This is a genomic window from Gammaproteobacteria bacterium (assembly GCA_009845905.1).
In the GTDB taxonomy this organism is placed as follows: Bacteria; Pseudomonadota; Gammaproteobacteria; order Steroidobacterales; family Foliamicaceae; genus Foliamicus.
Genome location: VXYS01000006.1, coordinates 266,702 through 283,013, shown reverse-complemented (window position 1 = coordinate 283,013; position 16,312 = coordinate 266,702). Strand labels below are relative to the sequence as shown.

The 16,312-nt window shown below is 64.9% G+C and carries 16 protein-coding genes; 6 read left to right on the top strand and 10 right to left on the bottom strand.

What is annotated here, in order from left to right; genetic code table 11:
- Window positions 1-8: 8 nt before the first annotated feature.
- Genes F4036_06815 through F4036_06785 form a run of 7 tightly spaced genes read right to left on the bottom strand, consistent with a single transcriptional unit; the run spans window position 9 to window position 6,129 of the window.
- Window positions 9-1,214, bottom strand: coding sequence for an aminopeptidase P family protein (locus tag F4036_06815; protein ID MYK37447.1), 1,206 nt, complete (start codon window positions 1,212-1,214; stop codon window positions 9-11).
- A 15-nt stretch (window positions 1,215-1,229) separates the two neighbouring features.
- Window positions 1,230-2,093 carry a DUF4437 domain-containing protein gene (locus F4036_06810; protein MYK37446.1) on the bottom strand — a complete coding sequence of 288 codons (864 nt, stop codon included), beginning with the start codon at window positions 2,091-2,093 and terminating at the stop codon, window positions 1,230-1,232.
- A gap of 22 nt (window positions 2,094-2,115) precedes the next feature.
- Window positions 2,116-2,949, bottom strand: a complete 834-nt coding sequence (locus tag F4036_06805) for an alpha/beta hydrolase (protein MYK37445.1) — start codon at window positions 2,947-2,949, stop codon at window positions 2,116-2,118.
- 10 nt (window positions 2,950-2,959) lie between these two features.
- On the bottom strand, window positions 2,960-3,784 hold the full coding sequence (locus tag F4036_06800) for a hypothetical protein (protein ID MYK37444.1): 825 nt from the start codon (window positions 3,782-3,784) through the stop codon (window positions 2,960-2,962).
- A 2-nt stretch (window positions 3,785-3,786) separates the two neighbouring features.
- A complete protein-coding gene (locus F4036_06795) occupies window positions 3,787-4,629 on the bottom strand; it encodes a DUF4437 domain-containing protein (GenBank protein ID MYK37443.1) in 843 nt (280 codons plus the stop codon).
- 25 nt (window positions 4,630-4,654) lie between these two features.
- The gene (locus F4036_06790; GenBank protein MYK37442.1) at window positions 4,655-5,110 is read right to left on the bottom strand and encodes a hypothetical protein; all 456 of its coding nucleotides are present in this window, start codon (window positions 5,108-5,110) and stop codon (window positions 4,655-4,657) included.
- Window positions 5,041-6,129, bottom strand: a complete 1,089-nt coding sequence (locus tag F4036_06785; protein ID MYK37441.1) for a class I SAM-dependent methyltransferase — start codon at window positions 6,127-6,129, stop codon at window positions 5,041-5,043. The genes F4036_06790 and F4036_06785 overlap by 70 nt, the downstream gene beginning before the upstream one ends.
- A gap of 11 nt (window positions 6,130-6,140) precedes the next feature.
- Here F4036_06785 and F4036_06780 point away from each other — a divergent pair, with 11 nt between their 5' ends.
- From F4036_06780 to F4036_06755, 6 genes are read left to right on the top strand one after another with little or no spacing between them, the layout of a single operon-like run.
- Entirely contained in the window at window positions 6,141-8,762 is a 2,622-nt protein-coding gene (locus F4036_06780; GenBank protein MYK37440.1) for a TonB-dependent receptor, read from the top strand.
- A gap of 37 nt (window positions 8,763-8,799) precedes the next feature.
- The gene (locus tag F4036_06775; GenBank protein ID MYK37439.1) at window positions 8,800-9,351 is read left to right on the top strand and encodes an ureidoglycolate hydrolase; all 552 of its coding nucleotides are present in this window, start codon (window positions 8,800-8,802) and stop codon (window positions 9,349-9,351) included.
- A 57-nt stretch (window positions 9,352-9,408) separates the two neighbouring features.
- The gene (locus F4036_06770; protein MYK37438.1) at window positions 9,409-10,302 is read left to right on the top strand and encodes a DUF4437 domain-containing protein; all 894 of its coding nucleotides are present in this window, start codon (window positions 9,409-9,411) and stop codon (window positions 10,300-10,302) included.
- Window positions 10,299-11,498, top strand: a complete 1,200-nt coding sequence (locus tag F4036_06765; GenBank protein MYK37437.1) for an aminopeptidase P family protein — start codon at window positions 10,299-10,301, stop codon at window positions 11,496-11,498. Before F4036_06770 ends, F4036_06765 begins: the two co-directional genes overlap by 4 nt.
- Before the next feature lie 14 nt (window positions 11,499-11,512).
- Window positions 11,513-11,791: a hypothetical protein gene (locus F4036_06760; GenBank protein ID MYK37436.1), complete on the top strand. Its 279-nt coding sequence runs from the start codon at window positions 11,513-11,515 to the stop codon at window positions 11,789-11,791.
- Between the two features lie 11 nt (window positions 11,792-11,802).
- On the top strand, window positions 11,803-13,179 hold the full coding sequence (locus F4036_06755; protein MYK37435.1) for an amino acid permease: 1,377 nt from the start codon (window positions 11,803-11,805) through the stop codon (window positions 13,177-13,179).
- Here F4036_06755 and prfB read toward each other — a convergent pair.
- The 3 genes from prfB to F4036_06740 all read right to left on the bottom strand — a co-directional run bounded on the left by prfB (window position 13,163) and on the right by F4036_06740 (window position 16,275).
- Window positions 13,163-14,258, bottom strand: a protein-coding gene (gene prfB, locus F4036_06750) for a peptide chain release factor 2 (GenBank protein ID MYK37434.1) whose coding sequence is annotated in 2 segments (ribosomal slippage) — window positions 13,163-14,185 and window positions 14,187-14,258 — 1,095 coding nt in all. Because the reading frame shifts where the segments join, the coding sequence is not laid out codon by codon here. The genes F4036_06755 and prfB overlap by 17 nt on opposite strands.
- 41 nt (window positions 14,259-14,299) lie before the next feature.
- Entirely contained in the window at window positions 14,300-14,863 is a 564-nt protein-coding gene (locus F4036_06745) for a hypothetical protein (protein MYK37433.1), read from the bottom strand.
- The gene (locus F4036_06740; GenBank protein MYK37432.1) at window positions 14,662-16,275 is read right to left on the bottom strand and encodes a long-chain-fatty-acid--CoA ligase; all 1,614 of its coding nucleotides are present in this window, start codon (window positions 16,273-16,275) and stop codon (window positions 14,662-14,664) included. Before F4036_06740 ends, F4036_06745 begins: the two co-directional genes overlap by 202 nt.
- Between the last annotated feature and the right edge of the window lie 37 nt (window positions 16,276-16,312).

Sequence of the window (16,312 nt, the reverse complement as noted above, 5' to 3'; positions counted from 1 at the left end):
TCGGCCGGCTAAACGCGGATCAGGTCGCGTTCGAGGTCATAGAGGCGCTCGGACCCATTGGCGGTAATGCGCACGGATTCTTCGAAGAACATTCCGCCCCAGCCGATTTCGTGCAGTTCCATGTCGATGTTCAGCACCATGTTTTCCTCGATGCGGAAGTCGCCCAGGTTGCCGCCGGCGATGAACGGCACCTCGATGTGGTCGAGGCCGATGCCGTGGGTGAAGGCCAGCTCGAAACTCGGCAATCCGGCGGCGCGCACCGCCTGGATGACCCGGTTCCGCAATTCGCCGGTCTGTATGCCGGGACGCAGGTTGGAATAGGCCTCGTCGATTCCCGCCATGTAGGCCTTCCAGTAGCGTTCCAGCTTCGGTGACGCCTCGCCCAGGACCGCGGTGCGCTGCGCATCGCCCATGTAGCGGCGCCACTTCATCATGCTGTCGAAGCAGACCTGGTCGCCGGGACGGATCACGTAGTCCCGCTCGGGCCGCCCGGCGCCGGCGCTCATGGGACCCGCGCCGTTGAAGGTGGCGAACGGGCGGGCGCCCTGCTCCACCACCCGCACCTCGTAGGCGGTATACACGTCGTTCCAGGTGGCCCCGTCGCTGATCGCGGCCAGCGCGGCGCGCAGCGCGGCCTCGTTCTTGACCGCAGCTTCCTTGAGAATCGCGATTTCATCGGGCGACTTGACCATCCGAATCTCGATCAGCAGATTTCCCGCGTCGACGATTTCGGCATGCTCCACGGCATCGCCCAGAAGACCGGCGAAGCGCGTGTCGTCGAACCCGAGCCTGCCCTTGTCCAGGCCGGTTTCGCCGAGCATGGCGCAGACGGCGCCGTTGATCCCGGCGTACGGCTCGTCCTCCAGCTGCGCGACCATCTGCCGGATGGCCAGGTCCTCGCCCTTGAGTTCGGTGTCCTCGGCAAAGGTGTGTACTTTCAGCACGCCCCCGTACACGCCGAAGTAATACAGGCGCTTGTCCGGCATCCAGGTGGGCCGCTGCACCAGCACGGCCGCCTCGATCTCGGTGGCCACCAGGCAGGGCGGAATGTCCGGGTCGCGCGGCAGGATGGCGCAGGCCACCCAGGGCACGTCGTAGAGGAAATCGGTGTCGAAATCGCTTAAGTACAGGACGTTGTTGGGCGTGACCGCGATCAGCGCGTCCAGGCCGTCGCGCTCCATCAACTCCATCGCCCGCTCGCGATTCAGCAACATGCCGAATTCCCCGGATCAGCGGAAGGAGGCGCTGGCGAAGTAGCTGTTGACGCGCTCTTCCCAGTCGTCCACCTTGCCGAAAATACCGGTGTAGTAATCGGCGAGATAAATCAGGAAGAACGCGCCGCTGATGCTGCACACGGGACCGTGACGCACGCCGGGCGGGCGGCCGATGTAATGGTCCCTGGTGAGCACGAGGTCTTCCTTCACGTCCTCGCGCTTGTGGTCGAAGGTGTAGCCGATGTAGCAATCGCCGGCGATCAGGTACAAGCATTCGTTATGCGGATGATGTTCGGTGCCCGGATCGACGAAGCCCGGCGCCAGCGCGGTCAGGGCGATCACCTCCTTGGTGCCGTCGTCCTTGCGCAGCCCCTTGGTGAGGACGCCGGGCGGGCGGGCCTCCTGGCCCGTGTTCGGGTCTTTCCAGGTGGAGCGCTTGACGATGTCCGCCATCGGATCGACCCACGGCAGGTGCCAGGTGTTGGTGCAGCCGATATGCCGGTCGACATGCGCATCGGCCAGCGAGTCGACCGCCTCTTCGAAGGCCATCGGCCGGCTGGTGAACAGCAGGAGCCTGCAGCCGCCGGACGTGCCTGCCGGCCCCCAGGCCATGCCGGCCGGGAAATAGCCGTAACAGCCCTGCATCCACGTTTCGCCGCCGATTTCCAGGGAACCTTCCAGCACGTAGAGGTCGATGTCGGCCTCGTTTCGGCCGCGCGGCAGGGACCAGCCCGCGGGCAGGTCAATGACCAGGTGTTCTCCGCCGGTTTTGCTCTCGGTGCTCAGGTTGCGCGCGGCGGCCCCGGGTGTGAATCCGGAGTTGAGCGCCTGCGGCGTGACGGTGCTTACGTCGAGGCAGTCTTCTCTGCGCATCGGCATGGCGTTGCTCCTTCGTTCTCGGTCAGTCCTGCTGCCCGGCGAGCCAGGCCACAACGGCCTCGCAGCACTCCCTGGGCTTGGTAATCATGCAATAGGTCGATCCCGCGCCGGCAATCTCGGCCTTGTCCACGTCCGACTTGATGGCCAGAAACTCGCGCATCAGCGTGTCGTGGCTGGCCGAATCCATGCGCTCGTTCTCGTTGAGCGCGCTGTCGTCACCCATCAGCAGCAGCGTCGGGCACTCGATGTTGCGGATGTCTGCGGTCAGATCCACGTTGGTGTAGGCGTCCAGCACGGATTTCAGCGTGGCCATGTTCACGTTGGCGGCGTATTGCTTCTTGGCCCAGCGCTCGTACTTGATCCCCTCTTCGGAATACAGCACGTCGGGCGGGAGTACGACGCCGGCATACAGGCGCGAAAGCTGCTCGATGCCGAACACCCTGCCCACCCACCAGGAGGCCTCGTAGATGTTGCGCCAGGTGTCGTCCACGCGGATGAACGGATAGGCGATCAGCGCGTGCATGCGCTCCGGGTACTTGGCCGCAAAGCGCAGCCCGATCGACGAGCCCGTGGACGTGCACCAGAGCGCCGTGCGTTCGATCCCGGCTGCGTCCAGAATCGCGGCCAGGTCGTCCACCCAGCGTTCCACCGAGTACGGTTCGGATTGCGTCCAGTCGGACTTGCCCACGCCGCGGTAGTGCCATTGCAGGATCCGGTGATGCGGCGTGAGGTACGGCTCGCAGAACTCGAACTGCTTGTCCACCAGCGCAAAACCGCCGATCAGCGTGAGCGGCGGCTCGCCGTCGCCGCGAACTTCGTACCACAGATTGACGCCATCCACGCGTACCCTAGGCATGCCGTTCTCCCTACTGCGGAGCGATTGCCGCGTCGTACTGGTGCACGATCCGCACCCCGTCGAGCAGGAACCCCATCGGCATCCAGTATGCGCCCAGCACTTCCTTCGGCGCCAGCGGCATCAGTTCCTCGTTGTCGGCCGGGCAGAACTCCAGCGTCCCTTCGCCGGCCAGCGTCTCGCCCTGTTCAAGGCCGCTCATCACCATCTGCGTGAGGTCGTGCACGAGAGGCTTGCCCAGCGGCGGAACGTGGCAGTCCGGGACGTGACGCATGCAGGTGAGAGGCAGGTTGCGCGTGTAGAACTCCAGTTCCGCCAGGTCGATCGCGCGCTGCGGTTCGAATTCCATGCGCATCACGGCCTCGCCGTTGCGGCTGACCACGCGTTTGAGCCGCGTGCCCACGCCGCCGTCCTGCGTCATGCCGGGCAGCAACGGATGCAGGCCGCTGGTTTCGATCTCCGCCAGCTTGGAACAGGCGCCCAGAAACCAGCTCAGCAGAACCAGCCAGTCGCGGTTGCACCACTGGAAGGTGGAGAACATCGTGCGCTCGCCGTGCAGCCGGCAGGGCAATCCGATCACCGCAACGTCGTAGTGACTGCGCGCCGCCGGCCAGTCCGCCGGCTCCACACCCTCGGGATAGCACTTCAGGTGCGGGCTCCACACATAGGCCTCGTCGGGCGGATCGGAAGGCGTAAGCGGCTCCGGCAGGTAGGCCGCGATCGCGTCGGGATCGGCTCGGAAATGAAACAGCAGAAGGTTGCCGGCAAAGCGCCACGGAAGCGGCTCCAGCATCGAGGCCTCGCCGTTCGGCGTGAAGGGACGCGTGTATCCGGCCATGGCTAGCTCCAGTTCCCCCAGAGTTGCGGTTGCGGGTCCGGCGCGGCCTGCGCCAGGTACTCGCGGCAGCGCGGCGCGCTCCAGTCCGGCTCGGTGAACCGGAAGTCGATTTCCTTCTCGCCGCGGCAGAACCACACGCAACCGCCGCGCGTGGCCTGCGGTCCGTGCGGTTTCTCGCCCGGACGGAAGATGTATGAACCCGAAGTGATCATGCCGGTCTCGCCCATCAGGTAATCGCCCTGCAACAGCACCAGTTCCTCCCAGGTTTCGTGCGCTTCCAGCCTGGGATCGCACCATCCCGGCGCCTGATGCGTCATCAGCGTGTAGGCGCCCGTGTCCGGATCGCTGCGCAGCCTTCGTACCCTCAGACCGGATCCCGCCTCTTCGCTCGTTCGGCCGGGAAAATCGGGCACAGGTTGCCACGCAATGGCGTTGACATCCAGCGGACCGGCCCTTCGTTCTCCCCGATATTCCGCGGCAGGTTCGGAGTCCGGCGACAGACCGGCACGGCCTTCGCCCATCCACAGCGCGGCGAACCCGCTGGCGGATTCGGCACCGGCAATGACAAGCCCACGGGGCAGAAACGCGTAACTTCCGCGCGCGAATTCACATTCGCCCAGCCGCAAATCGCCTTCCAGAAGGAGAATTTCGAGATCGCTTTCCAGTACGCCGCTTTCGTGAGAGCACCAGTACGGCTCGGCCCGTACCAGCAGGCTGGAGGCTCCCGGTTCGCCCGTCTGGGCGCTGAGAACGGCCGCCCGCAATCCATGCCCGAATGCAGGCGCGGCCGATGGTGTCAGCGCCACGCCGTCCAGACGCAGAAATTCGACCCGCGGACGCGACATCGATGCCTGATCGGACGGGCCGCCGTCAGCCCGTGCCGAAACGGGCTTCGTGCTCGGAATACACGCGGGTCAGTATGTCGATGGCCATTTCCGCGGCAGGGAAACCGAACTCCAGGCCCGCCAGCAACAGGATTTCCTCTACTTCTTCCCGGGGAATTCCGTGATGGGCCGCCATCTTCATGAAGAATTCCACTTCCTGTTTGTGCGTGGCCGTGAACATCGCGATGCTGCACAGGATCCTGGTGCGCAGGTCCACCCGGTCCATCTCCCAGATCGGCACCATGACCTCGCGCAACTTTGCATGAAACGCCGGGGGGCGGCTGGTCACGATCCACTGATAGATTTCCTCGCCCATTTCATCGCCCCACAGCTTGTGGGTAATCGCCTGAAACCGGCGTTCGAGGTCGTCGCTCACGGTCTGACTCCGATCGTGGCCCACCACGGATAGGCGCCGAAAAAGTACTCGCCGCCGAACCCCCATCCTGTCAATTCATTGGGCAGCGGCACGTCGCGGACCTCTCTGAACCCGCCTTCCTCGAACATGCGCACCCGGTCCTCGGCCAGGAACCCCGGCAGGAAAGGATCTTCCATGCGCCGCCCGGTGGAGTCCAGCAGAAACGCGGATAGCGGACTGTATTCCTTCTGCAGCACCTCGAACGGCGGCGATTCCATGATCGCGAAGACCCCGCCGGGGCGCAGCAGCCGGAAGGCCTCGCGAACGACGGCGGCGCGCACCTTGCCGGGCAGCTCGTGAAACAGCCACACGGCGCTGACCACGTCGAAACTCGCGTCGGGATAGCCGGTGTCCTCGGCCAGCCGTTGGGTGAAGTGGACATTGAGACCGCGCGACTCGGCCAGCTTGTGGCCGTACTTGAGCATGGAGGCGGAGTAGTCCAGACCCACCACTTCTGCATCAGGGTGGAGCTCGCAATACGGGAAGGTGCTCTTGCCGACCCCGCAACCCAGGTCCAGGATGCGCCGGTGGTCGCCCCCGGGCACCGCGCGGGCCAGGTTCCAGCCCATTTCGTCGCCGTCGTCGCGGCCCACCAGGAACGGGCTGATCATCCAGTGATAGAGGAATCCGGCGAACTCGGCGTGATAGTTGCCCGGCTGCGTATGGATTTCGATCTTGCGGTAATACCGGGGCGTTTCCAGTTCCGGGTCAAGTTCCAGGCTTCCCAATGCGCCCGGCCGGTTGCAGTCGTCCAGCCAAGCCCGTGCCTCGTCGCCCCGGCGTTCGAGTATGTCCAGGATGGCGCGAAACATCTGCGCGTGGTTGTGGCGCTCGAAGAACGCGCCGAATCGGTAGGCGGCGCCCTGTTCCATCAGCGCACCCACCTCGCGGATGTCCGACGGATCGTCCAGCCGGGTCTCGTTTTCGCGATACCAGGCGCCCATCGCGGGGCCGAAACCGGTCGAATTGAAGGCCATCAGGCCCCCCACAAAGTCAAGCCGCGCCTGCTCCGCGCGGCTGCGCTGAATGTCGAGAGTGGCTGTCATCGAGGCTCCCAATGGGAGTTGGACTATATTATAGGGAGGCGTGTTACGCACGTTTGACCGATCGGCGCATTGAGGGCTGCGCCGATTTTCCGAGGCCAGGACGAGAGCATTGGGGGCACCCTATGAACCTGATTCGCACCACCACCTGCGGCGCCGTCGCGTCATTTCTGATCATCCCGCTTGCCGGCTTCGTGGCGCCGACGGCATCGGCCCAGATGGCCGCGCTCGAGGAAATCGTCGTGACGGCCCGAAAACGCGAGGAAAGCATCCAGGACGTACCGCTCTCGATCACGGCGTTCACCGGGGAGGAACTGGAACGCGGAGGCTACGTGGACCTGGAGGACATCTCGTTCCAGACCGCCGGCATGCAGTTCAACAACGAACTGGCCGGAACGCGGCCGGGACGGCTGTTCAGCAACATTCGTTTCCGGGGCGTCGAAGGCAGCGAGTATTCCACGCTGCAGACCGCCTCCCTGTTCGTCGACGGCATCTTTGCCCTCCAGGGCGCGCAGACACTGGCGCTGAGCGACCTGGAGCGAGTCGAGGTCATCAAGGGCCCACAATCGGCAGCGTTCGGAAGAAACTCGTTCGCCGGCGCCATCAACTACATCACACGCGCGCCGGACATGGAGGAATTCTCCGCCAGGATCAAGGCCGACGCCGGGCAGTACGATCAGCACGAGCTGGACGTGAGCGCGGACATCCCCATAGCGCCCGGCATGCTGGCCCTGCGTGTCGGAGGGCGCTACTTCAACAAGGGCGCCATGTACCACAACGACGCGGGCGTGGGCGTGGGCAAGCAGCGCTCCGAATCGGCATTCGCGACCCTTTTCGTGCAGGCCGCCGACAACATCAGCATCAAGCTGCGCTACTACCAGCAGGACGACAGCGACGGTCCGGCCGGCGTGACCTTCTACAAGGCGCGGCTGGACGACAGTTGCACTGGCAAGACAATGCCGGGGCTGACCACCGACGGACAGCCCACCACGCTGATGCCGCGGGAGTACCTTTGCGGCACCATTCCGGGACCGGGCGGACAGATCGGTTTCCCCAACCCCAGCGTGTCCCTGAATCCCGCCAGTTTCCCCGGCGGATTCGAAAACTTCATCCGGGACTCGCTGATCGACGCGCCGTCGCAGGTCGAAGGCGTGCCCTACATCGACCACTTCGGCATCGAGCGCGAGATCACGCGCATCAGCCTGGTGCTCGATTACGAGTTCGCCAACGGCATGGCGCTGGTGGCCACCGGCGCCTACAACGAGAACGCCGCCGCCAATCTGCGCGACTGGGACATGACGCCGGACGAGGCCTGGTACGTCTCCAACCCGCAGGCCGGCGAAGATGAGAGCATCGATATACGTCTTTCCTCGGCGCCGGATGCGAGACTGCGCTGGCTGGGCGGATTCAACTACTACACGCAGGAGTTCCTGACAAGCTCGAACGGCGGCGTGTTCGTCGTGGCCTGCGGCAACCTCGGAGCCTTCGGCACGCCCGCGCAGTGCGCCAGTCCGGCGCGCATACCTGTGGGCGTGGACGGCGGCGATTTCGTGGATGTGCGAGCTTTCTACGGGTCGGTGTCGTATGACATCACCGAGCAGTTCACCGTGGACCTGGAAGCGCGCTGGCAGGACGATACGCGCAGCGACGGCATCGGCGATTTCGAGATCAATTTCAAGGATTTCCTGCCCCGGATCTCGCTCAGGTACCGTATCACCGAAGACATGACGGCCTACGTTACGGTTTCGCGCGGCATTCTTCCGGGCGTCATCAATTCCAACATCATCAACTGCGACCCCACCACCTTCAGTGCGCCGTTCATCGATCCGCGCACCGGCCAGCCGAGCACGTCTTCGATGTGCCAGCAATACGTCGATGCGCTGGGCCCCGACGCGGTGGACGTGACGCCGGTGCAGGAACTCGACGCCTATGAGATCGGCGTCAAGTCCACCTGGATGGACGGACGGCTGGTCGCCAACGTGGCGGCCTACTGGCAGGAATGGGGCAATGCGCCCTTCCCGACCTTCGTGACGGTCTACCGCGACGACGACGGCGACGGGATCCCCAACACCAACCCCAACTTCTTCCCGGTCAGCACGCCGGGCAGTTCGGAGTACTCCGGCGTGGAACTGGAAGTGGATTTCCTGATCAGCGAAGACTGGGACCTGAGCTTCAACTGGTCGTTCAACGACAACGAGTTCACCAATTTCCTCATCCCCCTGGCATCCGCCGAATACGCGCTGGGCACCCGCAACGTCAAGGGGCACCGTTCCAGCCGCTTCCCCAAGTGGTCCGGCAACGTCTCCTCCACCTATGGGGGAACCTTCCAGAACGGCTGGGACTGGTCGCTGCGCGGCGATCTCACCTACATGGGCGAGACCTTTCCCGGCCTGACCAACCTGGCGACGCTGCAGAGCTACTCGCTCTTGAACCTCAGGTTCGCGGTCGAACGGAACAACCTGAGACTGGAGGCGTACGTAAAGAACGCCCTGGACGAGGATTACTGGCGCTCCGGTCAGGAGTACACCGACTTCTCGCGCGTGCTGAGCGTCGGTTTCAACTTCAACAGGCTCGGCCTGACGCTGGTGCCGCAGGACAAGCGCACCTTCGGATTGCGCGCCGCGATCGAGTTCTAGCTTGGCGCTTGCGCTAAAACCGTACCGGAGCACGCTCATGGAAACCCGCGTAGTACCGCTCGTGGAAGCCACGCCCGCGGCCCTGGCCGCGTGCGGGGAAATGCTGGGCCGCCACCCGGGCGCGAAGCCCTTGCCGATCCAGTTCTACAAGGGCTCGGTGCAAACCTACCGCCCGGTGGACTTCCGGTCGGACGAGCAGACCGAACTCAGCCTGGCTCATGTGCGGCGCCGGCCCTTCGAGGTTCACTGGATCGAGCGCCATTTCAAGCACACCCAGACCTTCATTCCGCTGGGCGGCGCGCCTTTTGTCGCGGTCATGGCGCCGCCCACGGACGGGGACCTGCCGGACCTCGACCAGGTCCGCGCGTATCGCTTCGACGGCTCGGCCGGTTTCACCATGAAGGTGGGCACCTGGCACGAGTTCCCGTTCGCGGTAGAGGACGAGGCCGATATCGTGGTCGTGCTGAGACGCGAGGCGACGCAGAGCCTGCTCGACACCGATCCCGCCACAGGCGAGGTGCGCGGCCCCGACATACAGAAACAGGACCTGATAAAGCAGCATGGCGTACGCCTGCGGTTCGATATCTAGCCCGCATACGGGAGTCATTTCCTCGTCCCACCTTTCTGGAGAGCGTTGGAGCCAGGGATGGCGGAATCGAGCCAGGGATGGCGTCTCTCAAGAAAGGTGGGACGAGGAAATGACGGGGGTTTTCCTCAGCCAAACAAATTGATGACCAAGGAACACGTAGAAAACCTGGCGGCACTCGACGTCACGCCAATCGCGTGGGACCCGCCGGGCCTCGCGTCCGGCGCCCAACTACGTCCACTTGCCCGGGACCCCGCCAGTGGCGGCTTTACCGGACTGGTCGACCTGCCGCCCGGCTACGACAGCGGTCCGGGCCTGAATTGCGCCGTGGAGATGCGCCTGTTCGTCATCGACGGAGAATTGCAGATGGGCGAAAACCGGCTCGGGCCCGGCGGTTTCTGCTACCACCCGGCCGGCTCCGGGCAAGGCCGCTGGCGATCACCGGAGGGCGCACGCGCATTCGTCGTTTTCCTGGAGGGTCCGGAGTTTCAACCCGATCGAGGTTCCTCCGCGCCCGATTCGATCCCGTCGCTGGACTCTTTCGCGATGGACTGGCACAACCCGCTCGACGCCAGCGACCCGTCGCAGGACTTTCGCCCCGGCATCTTCGTGAAGGTCCTGCACGTGGACCCGGAAACGAGGGCCAGCACGCACCTGGCCGGCCTGATGCCCGGCTGGTACGCGGAAGGCATGGAATCGCACCCCGTTTACGAGGAGAACTACTGCCTGCAGGGCGACGTGCTGATCGGCGAAGTCGGCGATGAAGCGGGCTACACGATGGTGGTGGGCAGCTACCTGTGCCGGCCCGCCGGCGTCATTCACGGCCCGCTGGCCAGCAAGAACGGCAACGTCAACCTCTGCTTCACCCACGGCCTGCTCGGTATCGACTACAGCGAGAACCCGCGGTCCATGGACCTCATCCGCAAGCATCTCCGAAACCACCCCTGGGCGTGATCGTCAATCTCGAACGCGCGCGCGCCAGGATGGAGGAAGCGGGCCTCGAAGCTCTGGTGTGCGTGCAGCCGATCAACGTCTACTACGCCAGCGGCTACGAGTCCGACTGGCTGTTCGACTACCAGTGGGCGGGCTGCGCGATTTTGCCGCTGTCCGAGGACCGGCCCGCCACGCTGATCGTGCACGACGTCGAGCTGACCAATCTGGCCGAGCACCCGAGCTGGATGCCGGAACTGCGGGTCTATGAGACGCAGGTGGGCGACGACATTTTCAGTCACTACACGGTGGACGAGGAAGCGGAACTCGAGGAAGCCGACCGCAAGACGCTGGCGCTGATGGAAGCGACGCGCGCCACGGCCAGCACGGGCGTGGTTGAGGCGATCCTCAAGGCGCTAAGCGATGGCGGGTACCGCAGGCTAGGCTTCGATGACGCGCGCCTGGCCTCGCTGTGCGCCGAACGACTGGCAAACGTTCAATGCTTCGACCGCCCGGAGTTGATGACGATGATCCGGGCGGTCAAGACGCCGGCCGAACTGGAACTGATGCGCGAGGCGGGCCGCCGCAATCAGCAGGCCTTGCGCGTCGCCATCGACGCGGCGGGCGTGGGCGTCAAGTGGTCGGACATTCGCCGCGCCTGGCACCTCTCGGTGGCCGAGCAGGACTGCATGCCCTGGTGTATATACGTCGGCGCGGGCCACAAGAGCATGGGCCTGTGGCACGACCACGACTACCCGATTCGCGAGGGCGACCAGCTCTGCTTCGACTCCATGCTGACCTGGCAACGCTACTTCGGCGACATGCAGCGGACCTGCGTCATGGGTGCGCCCAGCGCCAAGCTGAAGCGCTACTGGAACGCCGCCTACGCCGCCGCGGAAGCCGTCTTCGACGCCATGCGACCGGGCGTGAACACGGTGGACCTGCGCAAGCTGGCGCTGGAAGTCGGCAAGCGCGGCGGGATCAAGGGGTTCCGCCACGCCTTCATGCACGGGCTGGGACTGGAGCACCTGGAACTGCCCAGCGCTTCGCCGGGCCTGAGCGGCTTCGACCTGGAGGAAGGCATGGTCGTGAACATGGACATGGAGGTGTGCGAGATCGGTTTCGGCGGTATTTACTATGAGAACACCCTGCTGATCGGGCCTAACGGCCCCGAATACCTCTGCGATATGCCCCGCGAACTGATACACCTGCCCTGCTGAGCGAACAGAGCCCGATGGCGAAACGAAACGACTGGCTGGGCGACGAGATGCTGGACCGCATGATGAACGTCATCATGGGTCTGGCCGAGGAGCTGTACGTGACGCGGGACCGCCTGCAGGTGATGGAGCGCGTGCTCGAAAGCCGCGGCGCGCTGGATCGCGAAGAGATCGACAACTGGAAGCCCGATGAAGGCCAGCGGGACGAAATCCTGCGCGACCGCGACGCCTTCATCCAGGCCATTCTGTCGCGCGCGCTCGACAAAACTCCCGCGGATCCCGGCGCCGAAGCCTGAACCCCGTCCACATGCAAGCCGCAACGACTCGCTTTGCGCGCGTGCTGAAGACGCGCGACGTGCTGATGCTCTCCTTCGGGGCGATGATCGGCTGGAGCTGGATACTGATGACCGGCTACTGGGTCGGCAATGCCGGAAGTCTCGGAACATTGATCGCGTTCGCCGCCGGCGGCCTTGTGATCGGGTTCATTGCGCTCACCTATGCCGAGCTGGCCTCCGCGATGCCGCGGGCCGGCGGCGAGCATGTCTACACGCACGCCGGTCTGGGGGCCGGATGGTCGTTCGTGTGCACCTGGGCGCTGCTGATGGCCTACGTGACCGTGTGCGTTTTCGAGTCCGTGGCGCTGCCGACCGCGGTGGAGTACCTGATACCCGCCATCCGTATGGGCGCCCTTTGGCACGTCGCCGGCGCACCCGTCGATGCGGGGTTCATTCTCGTGGGCCTGGCAGGCGCCGTCGTGATGACCTGGATCAACGTTGTCGGCATCCGAACCGCGGCAATCGTCCAGGGCATCGTCACCGTCGCAATCTTCGTCTCCGGCCTGGTGCTGTTCACGGGGGCGGCCGGTTTCGGCACGCCCGAACTGGCGGAACCGAAAATCGCCATTCCGGCCACCGGCATTCTCACCGTCCTGATCATGGTCCCCGCCCTGCTGGTCGGATTCGACGTGCTGCCGCAATCGGCCGAGGAGATCGACCTTCCGCCGAAGCGCATCGGGCGATTGCTGATCGTCTCGCTGGTCATGGCCGTGGCCTGGTACGGCGCGATCGCCTGGTCGGTGGCGGTGGCGCTCACCCCGGAGGAGCTGGCCGGCGACGGGCTGATTACGGCGGATGCGGCGAAGAAGCTCTGGTCCGTGGCCGCGGGCGGGTCCTGGGCCGGCGTGGCGCTCACGATCGGCGGTATCGGCGGCGTGCTCACAAGCTGGAACGCCTTCATTATCGGCGGCAGCCGCGTGGTCTTCGCCCTGGCCGAATCAGGCAGCCTGCCCGCGGTGTTCGGGCGGCTTCATCCACGCCACAAAACGCCCTATGTCGCCGTGCTCGCGATCGGACTGCTGAGCTGCATTTCACCGCTGTTCGGGCGGACGATCCTGGTGTGGCTGATCAACTGCGGCAGTTTTGCCGTCGTGGCGGCCTACCTGTTCGTTCCGATCGCGTTCCTGGCCCTTCGCCGAAGCCAGCCGGACCTGCCCCGACCCTACAAGTTGCGCTATCCGCGTTTCGTCGGCATATCGGCCATCGTGCTAGCCCTCGGCCTGCTCTGTCTGTTCATGCCCTTCAGCCCGTCCAGCCTGGTCTGGCCGCAGGAATGGGGCATCGTGCTGGGCTGGGGCGCTGCCGGCCTCCTGGTCTGGCTCACCCGCCGGACTAGACCCCCTGCTTGAGGCCCGCCTCGATAAACGGGCCCAGGGCGCCGTTCAGCACCGCCGTCGGGTTGCCGGACTCCACCCCGGTGCGCAGGTCCTTGACCCGCGACTGATCGAGCACGTACGAGCGGATCTGGTTCCCCCAGCCGATTTCGGCCTTGCTGTCCTCCAGGGCCTGCTGCTCCGCACGCCGTTCTCGCTCGGCCAGCTCGAAAAGCTTGGCGCGCAGCTGCTTCATGGCCGTGGCCCGGTTTTTGTGCTGCGAGCGCTCGTTCTGGCACTGCACGACGATGCCCGTAGGCTGGTGGGTAATGCGAACCGCGGATTCGGTGCGGTTTACGTGCTGGCCGCCGGCGCCGCTGGCGCGGTAAACGTCGACACGCAGGTCGCCGGGATCCACTTCAACCTCCGCCTCCTCCTCGATCTCCGGCGAGACGAAAACGCTGGCGAACGAGGTGTGCCGGCGGGCGCCGGAATCGAACGGCGACTTTCGAACCAGGCGGTGCACGCCGGTCTCGGTGCGCAGCCAGCCGTAGGCGTGATCGCCGCGCACATGCACGGTGGCGCTCTTGACTCCGGCGACCTCGCCGTCGGAAGCCTCGATCAGTTGCGCGTCGAACTTGTTGGCCTCGCAGAACTTGAGGTACATGCGCAACAGCATTTCGGCGAAATCCTGCGCATCGTGTCCGCCGGATCCGGCCGTGACCTCAAGAAACGCGTTGGAGCCGTCCCTGGCGCCGCCGAACATGCGGCGGAACTCCAGCTTTTCCACTTCCTCCGCAAGCCTTTGGACTCCTTCGCCGACGTCTTCCAGCGTGGCCTGGTCCTGCTCCTCGAGGGCGAGCTCGAACAGTTCCTCCAGTTCGCCCGCATCCGCCGCGAGGCGATCCAGCGTTTGCGTAACGGTCTGCAGGGACGCCCGTTCGCGTCCCAGCGCGCCGGCGCGTTGCGTATCGGACCAGACGGAAGGGTCGGCGAGTTCGGTTTCGACTTCGCTCAGGCGCCGGGCCTTGCCGGCGTAATCAAAGGTACCCCCTAAGCGCCTCGAGTCGGGCGCCCAGATCGGCAAGCAGCGGCGTGAGCTGAGTCGTTTCCATGGCGGCGAAGCGTACGGCACTCCCCTCTGCGATGCAACGGGTTAGCGGACGCGCAGGGCGGCGGCGACGGCGCGGCCCTCGGACGCCAGCACGTTGTAGGTGCGACAGGCGGCGCCCGTGTCCATGACCTCGAGCCCTATGCCTCTGACCAGCAGCTTTCCGCCGATGTCGTGATCGGGAAAACGCTGTATCTCGCCGGTGCCCAGGATGATGACGTCGGGCTGGTGCTCGATCAGCGGCGCGAGGTGCTCCAGCGTAACGGGTTCATCGTCCTTCAGGGGCCAGGGCCGCACCTCGTCCGGACTCAGCAGGACCGGTTCGCGCCAGACGTCCTTGCCGATACGCAATTCACCCGGACGCCACCACCGCACGGTGAGCGCGCCCCCGGCTTCCAGCTGAAGCTTCACGCCGCCGCGGCGAATCGTTCGCGCAACTTGAGCTTGCTGACCTTGCCTGTGGCGGTGTGCGGCAATTCGTCGGTGAATTCCACCGCATCGGGTATCCACCACCTGGCGACCTTGCCCTCGAACCAGGCCAGCAGGGCGTCGGCATCGACCGCCGCGTCCTCCTTCAGGCAGACGATCAGCAGCGGCCGTTCCGACCATTTCTCGTGCGGCGTCGCGATCACCGCCGCCTCGGCCACGGCGGGATGCGCCATGGCCACGTCTTCCAGCTCGATCGAACTGATCCACTCGCCGCCGGACTTAATCAGGTCCTTGGTGCGGTCGGTGATGCGCATGAATCCTTCCGTATCGATGCTGGCGACGTCTCCCGTGTCGAACCAGCCATCCTCAAGCGCCGATTCCTCCGTGCGGAAGTAACGGTTCGCGACCCATGGCCCGCGAACCTGCAGGCGCCCGACGGCCTTTCCGTCTCTCGGCAATTCCTTGCCGTCGTCGTCGACCAGCCGCATCTCCACCCCGTACGGCGCACGCCCCTGGCTCAGACGCTGATACAGTCTGGCCTCGGCGTCCATGCCGGCGGTACGGGCAGTGGGCGCGTTCACGCTGCCCAGAGGGCTCATTTCGGTCATTCCCCAGGCGTGAATCACATGAATTCCGTGCCGTTCTTCAAAATCCACCATCATCGAACGCGGGCAGGCCGCGCCACCCACCACCAGGTCCCGCACCGTTTCCAGGTGCTGGCCGGTGGCTTCCAGGTAATTCAGCAAACCCAGCCAAACGGTCGGAACGCCTAGCGCCGTGGTCACCCGTTCGCCGTTCATCATCGCTACGAGCGCTTCGGGATCGCCCGCCTTGGGCCCCGGCAGCACCAGCCTGGCGCCCACCATCGGCGCGCAGTACACCACTCCCCAGGAATTGGCGTGGAACATGGGCACCACCGGCAAAACGCTGTCGGTACTGTTGATATTGATTGCGTCGGACAGACCGCTGGCATAGGTGTGCAGGATCGTGGAGCGGTGCGAATACAGCACGCCCTTGGGATTGCCGGTTGTGCCCGAGGTATAGCACATGGAACTGGCCGTGTTTTCGTCGAGTGCCGGCCAGTCGAAGGAATCGCTCTCGCCTTCGATCAGTTCCTCATAGCTGATCAGCCCCGGAACGGAAGATTCGGGCATGGCCTCCCTCGAGCACAGAAGCACGAACGCCTCCACCGTCGGCAAGGCCTTGTGCAGCTTTTCCAGCAGCGGCAGCAGCAAGGGGTCGGCAAACAGATAACGGTCCTCGGCGTGGTTGACGATGTATTGAAGCTGCTCGGGAAACAGTCTCGGATTGACGGTGTGCAGGACGCCACCCATGCAGGAAATGCCGTAGTACAGCTCCATGTGCCGGTAATCGTTCCAGGCCATGGTCGCGACCCGGTCGCCCTCCTTCAGCCCCAGGCGCCCGAGGGCATTGGCGAGCTTTGCGCAACGGCGGAAGATTTCCGCATAGGTGGTCCGGTGCGCGGGATTCTCCACGGTCAGCGAATAGACCTCCGAGGCGCCGTGCTGGGCCTCCACGTGGCGCATCAGGCTGGTCACTGTCAGCGGGTAGTCCATCATCAAACCTTTCATGGGCCATCCACCTCGCGCTGGTGCTCTTGAAGGGCGG

Coding starts and splice junctions, on each gene's coding strand:
- F4036_06815 (MYK37447.1), bottom strand. CDS start 1,214: ATGTTGCTGAATCGCGAGCGGGCGATGGAGTTGATGGAGCGCGACGGC.
- F4036_06810 (MYK37446.1), bottom strand. CDS start 2,093: ATGCCGATGCGCAGAGAAGACTGCCTCGACGTAAGCACCGTCACGCCG.
- F4036_06805 (MYK37445.1), bottom strand. CDS start 2,949: ATGCCTAGGGTACGCGTGGATGGCGTCAATCTGTGGTACGAAGTTCGC.
- F4036_06800 (MYK37444.1), bottom strand. CDS start 3,784: ATGGCCGGATACACGCGTCCCTTCACGCCGAACGGCGAGGCCTCGATG.
- F4036_06795 (MYK37443.1), bottom strand. CDS start 4,629: ATGTCGCGTCCGCGGGTCGAATTTCTGCGTCTGGACGGCGTGGCGCTG.
- F4036_06790 (MYK37442.1), bottom strand. CDS start 5,110: ATGGGGGTTCGGCGGCGAGTACTTTTTCGGCGCCTATCCGTGGTGGGC.
- F4036_06785 (MYK37441.1), bottom strand. CDS start 6,129: ATGACAGCCACTCTCGACATTCAGCGCAGCCGCGCGGAGCAGGCGCGG.
- F4036_06780 (MYK37440.1), top strand. CDS start 6,141: ATGGGAGTTGGACTATATTATAGGGAGGCGTGTTACGCACGTTTGACC.
- F4036_06775 (MYK37439.1), top strand. CDS start 8,800: ATGGAAACCCGCGTAGTACCGCTCGTGGAAGCCACGCCCGCGGCCCTG.
- F4036_06770 (MYK37438.1), top strand. CDS start 9,409: ATGGCGGAATCGAGCCAGGGATGGCGTCTCTCAAGAAAGGTGGGACGA.
- F4036_06760 (MYK37436.1), top strand. CDS start 11,513: ATGGCGAAACGAAACGACTGGCTGGGCGACGAGATGCTGGACCGCATG.
- F4036_06755 (MYK37435.1), top strand. CDS start 11,803: ATGCAAGCCGCAACGACTCGCTTTGCGCGCGTGCTGAAGACGCGCGAC.
- F4036_06745 (MYK37433.1), bottom strand. CDS start 14,863: ATGGTCGGAACGGCCGCTGCTGATCGTCTGCCTGAAGGAGGACGCGGC.
- F4036_06740 (MYK37432.1), bottom strand. CDS start 16,275: ATGAAAGGTTTGATGATGGACTACCCGCTGACAGTGACCAGCCTGATG.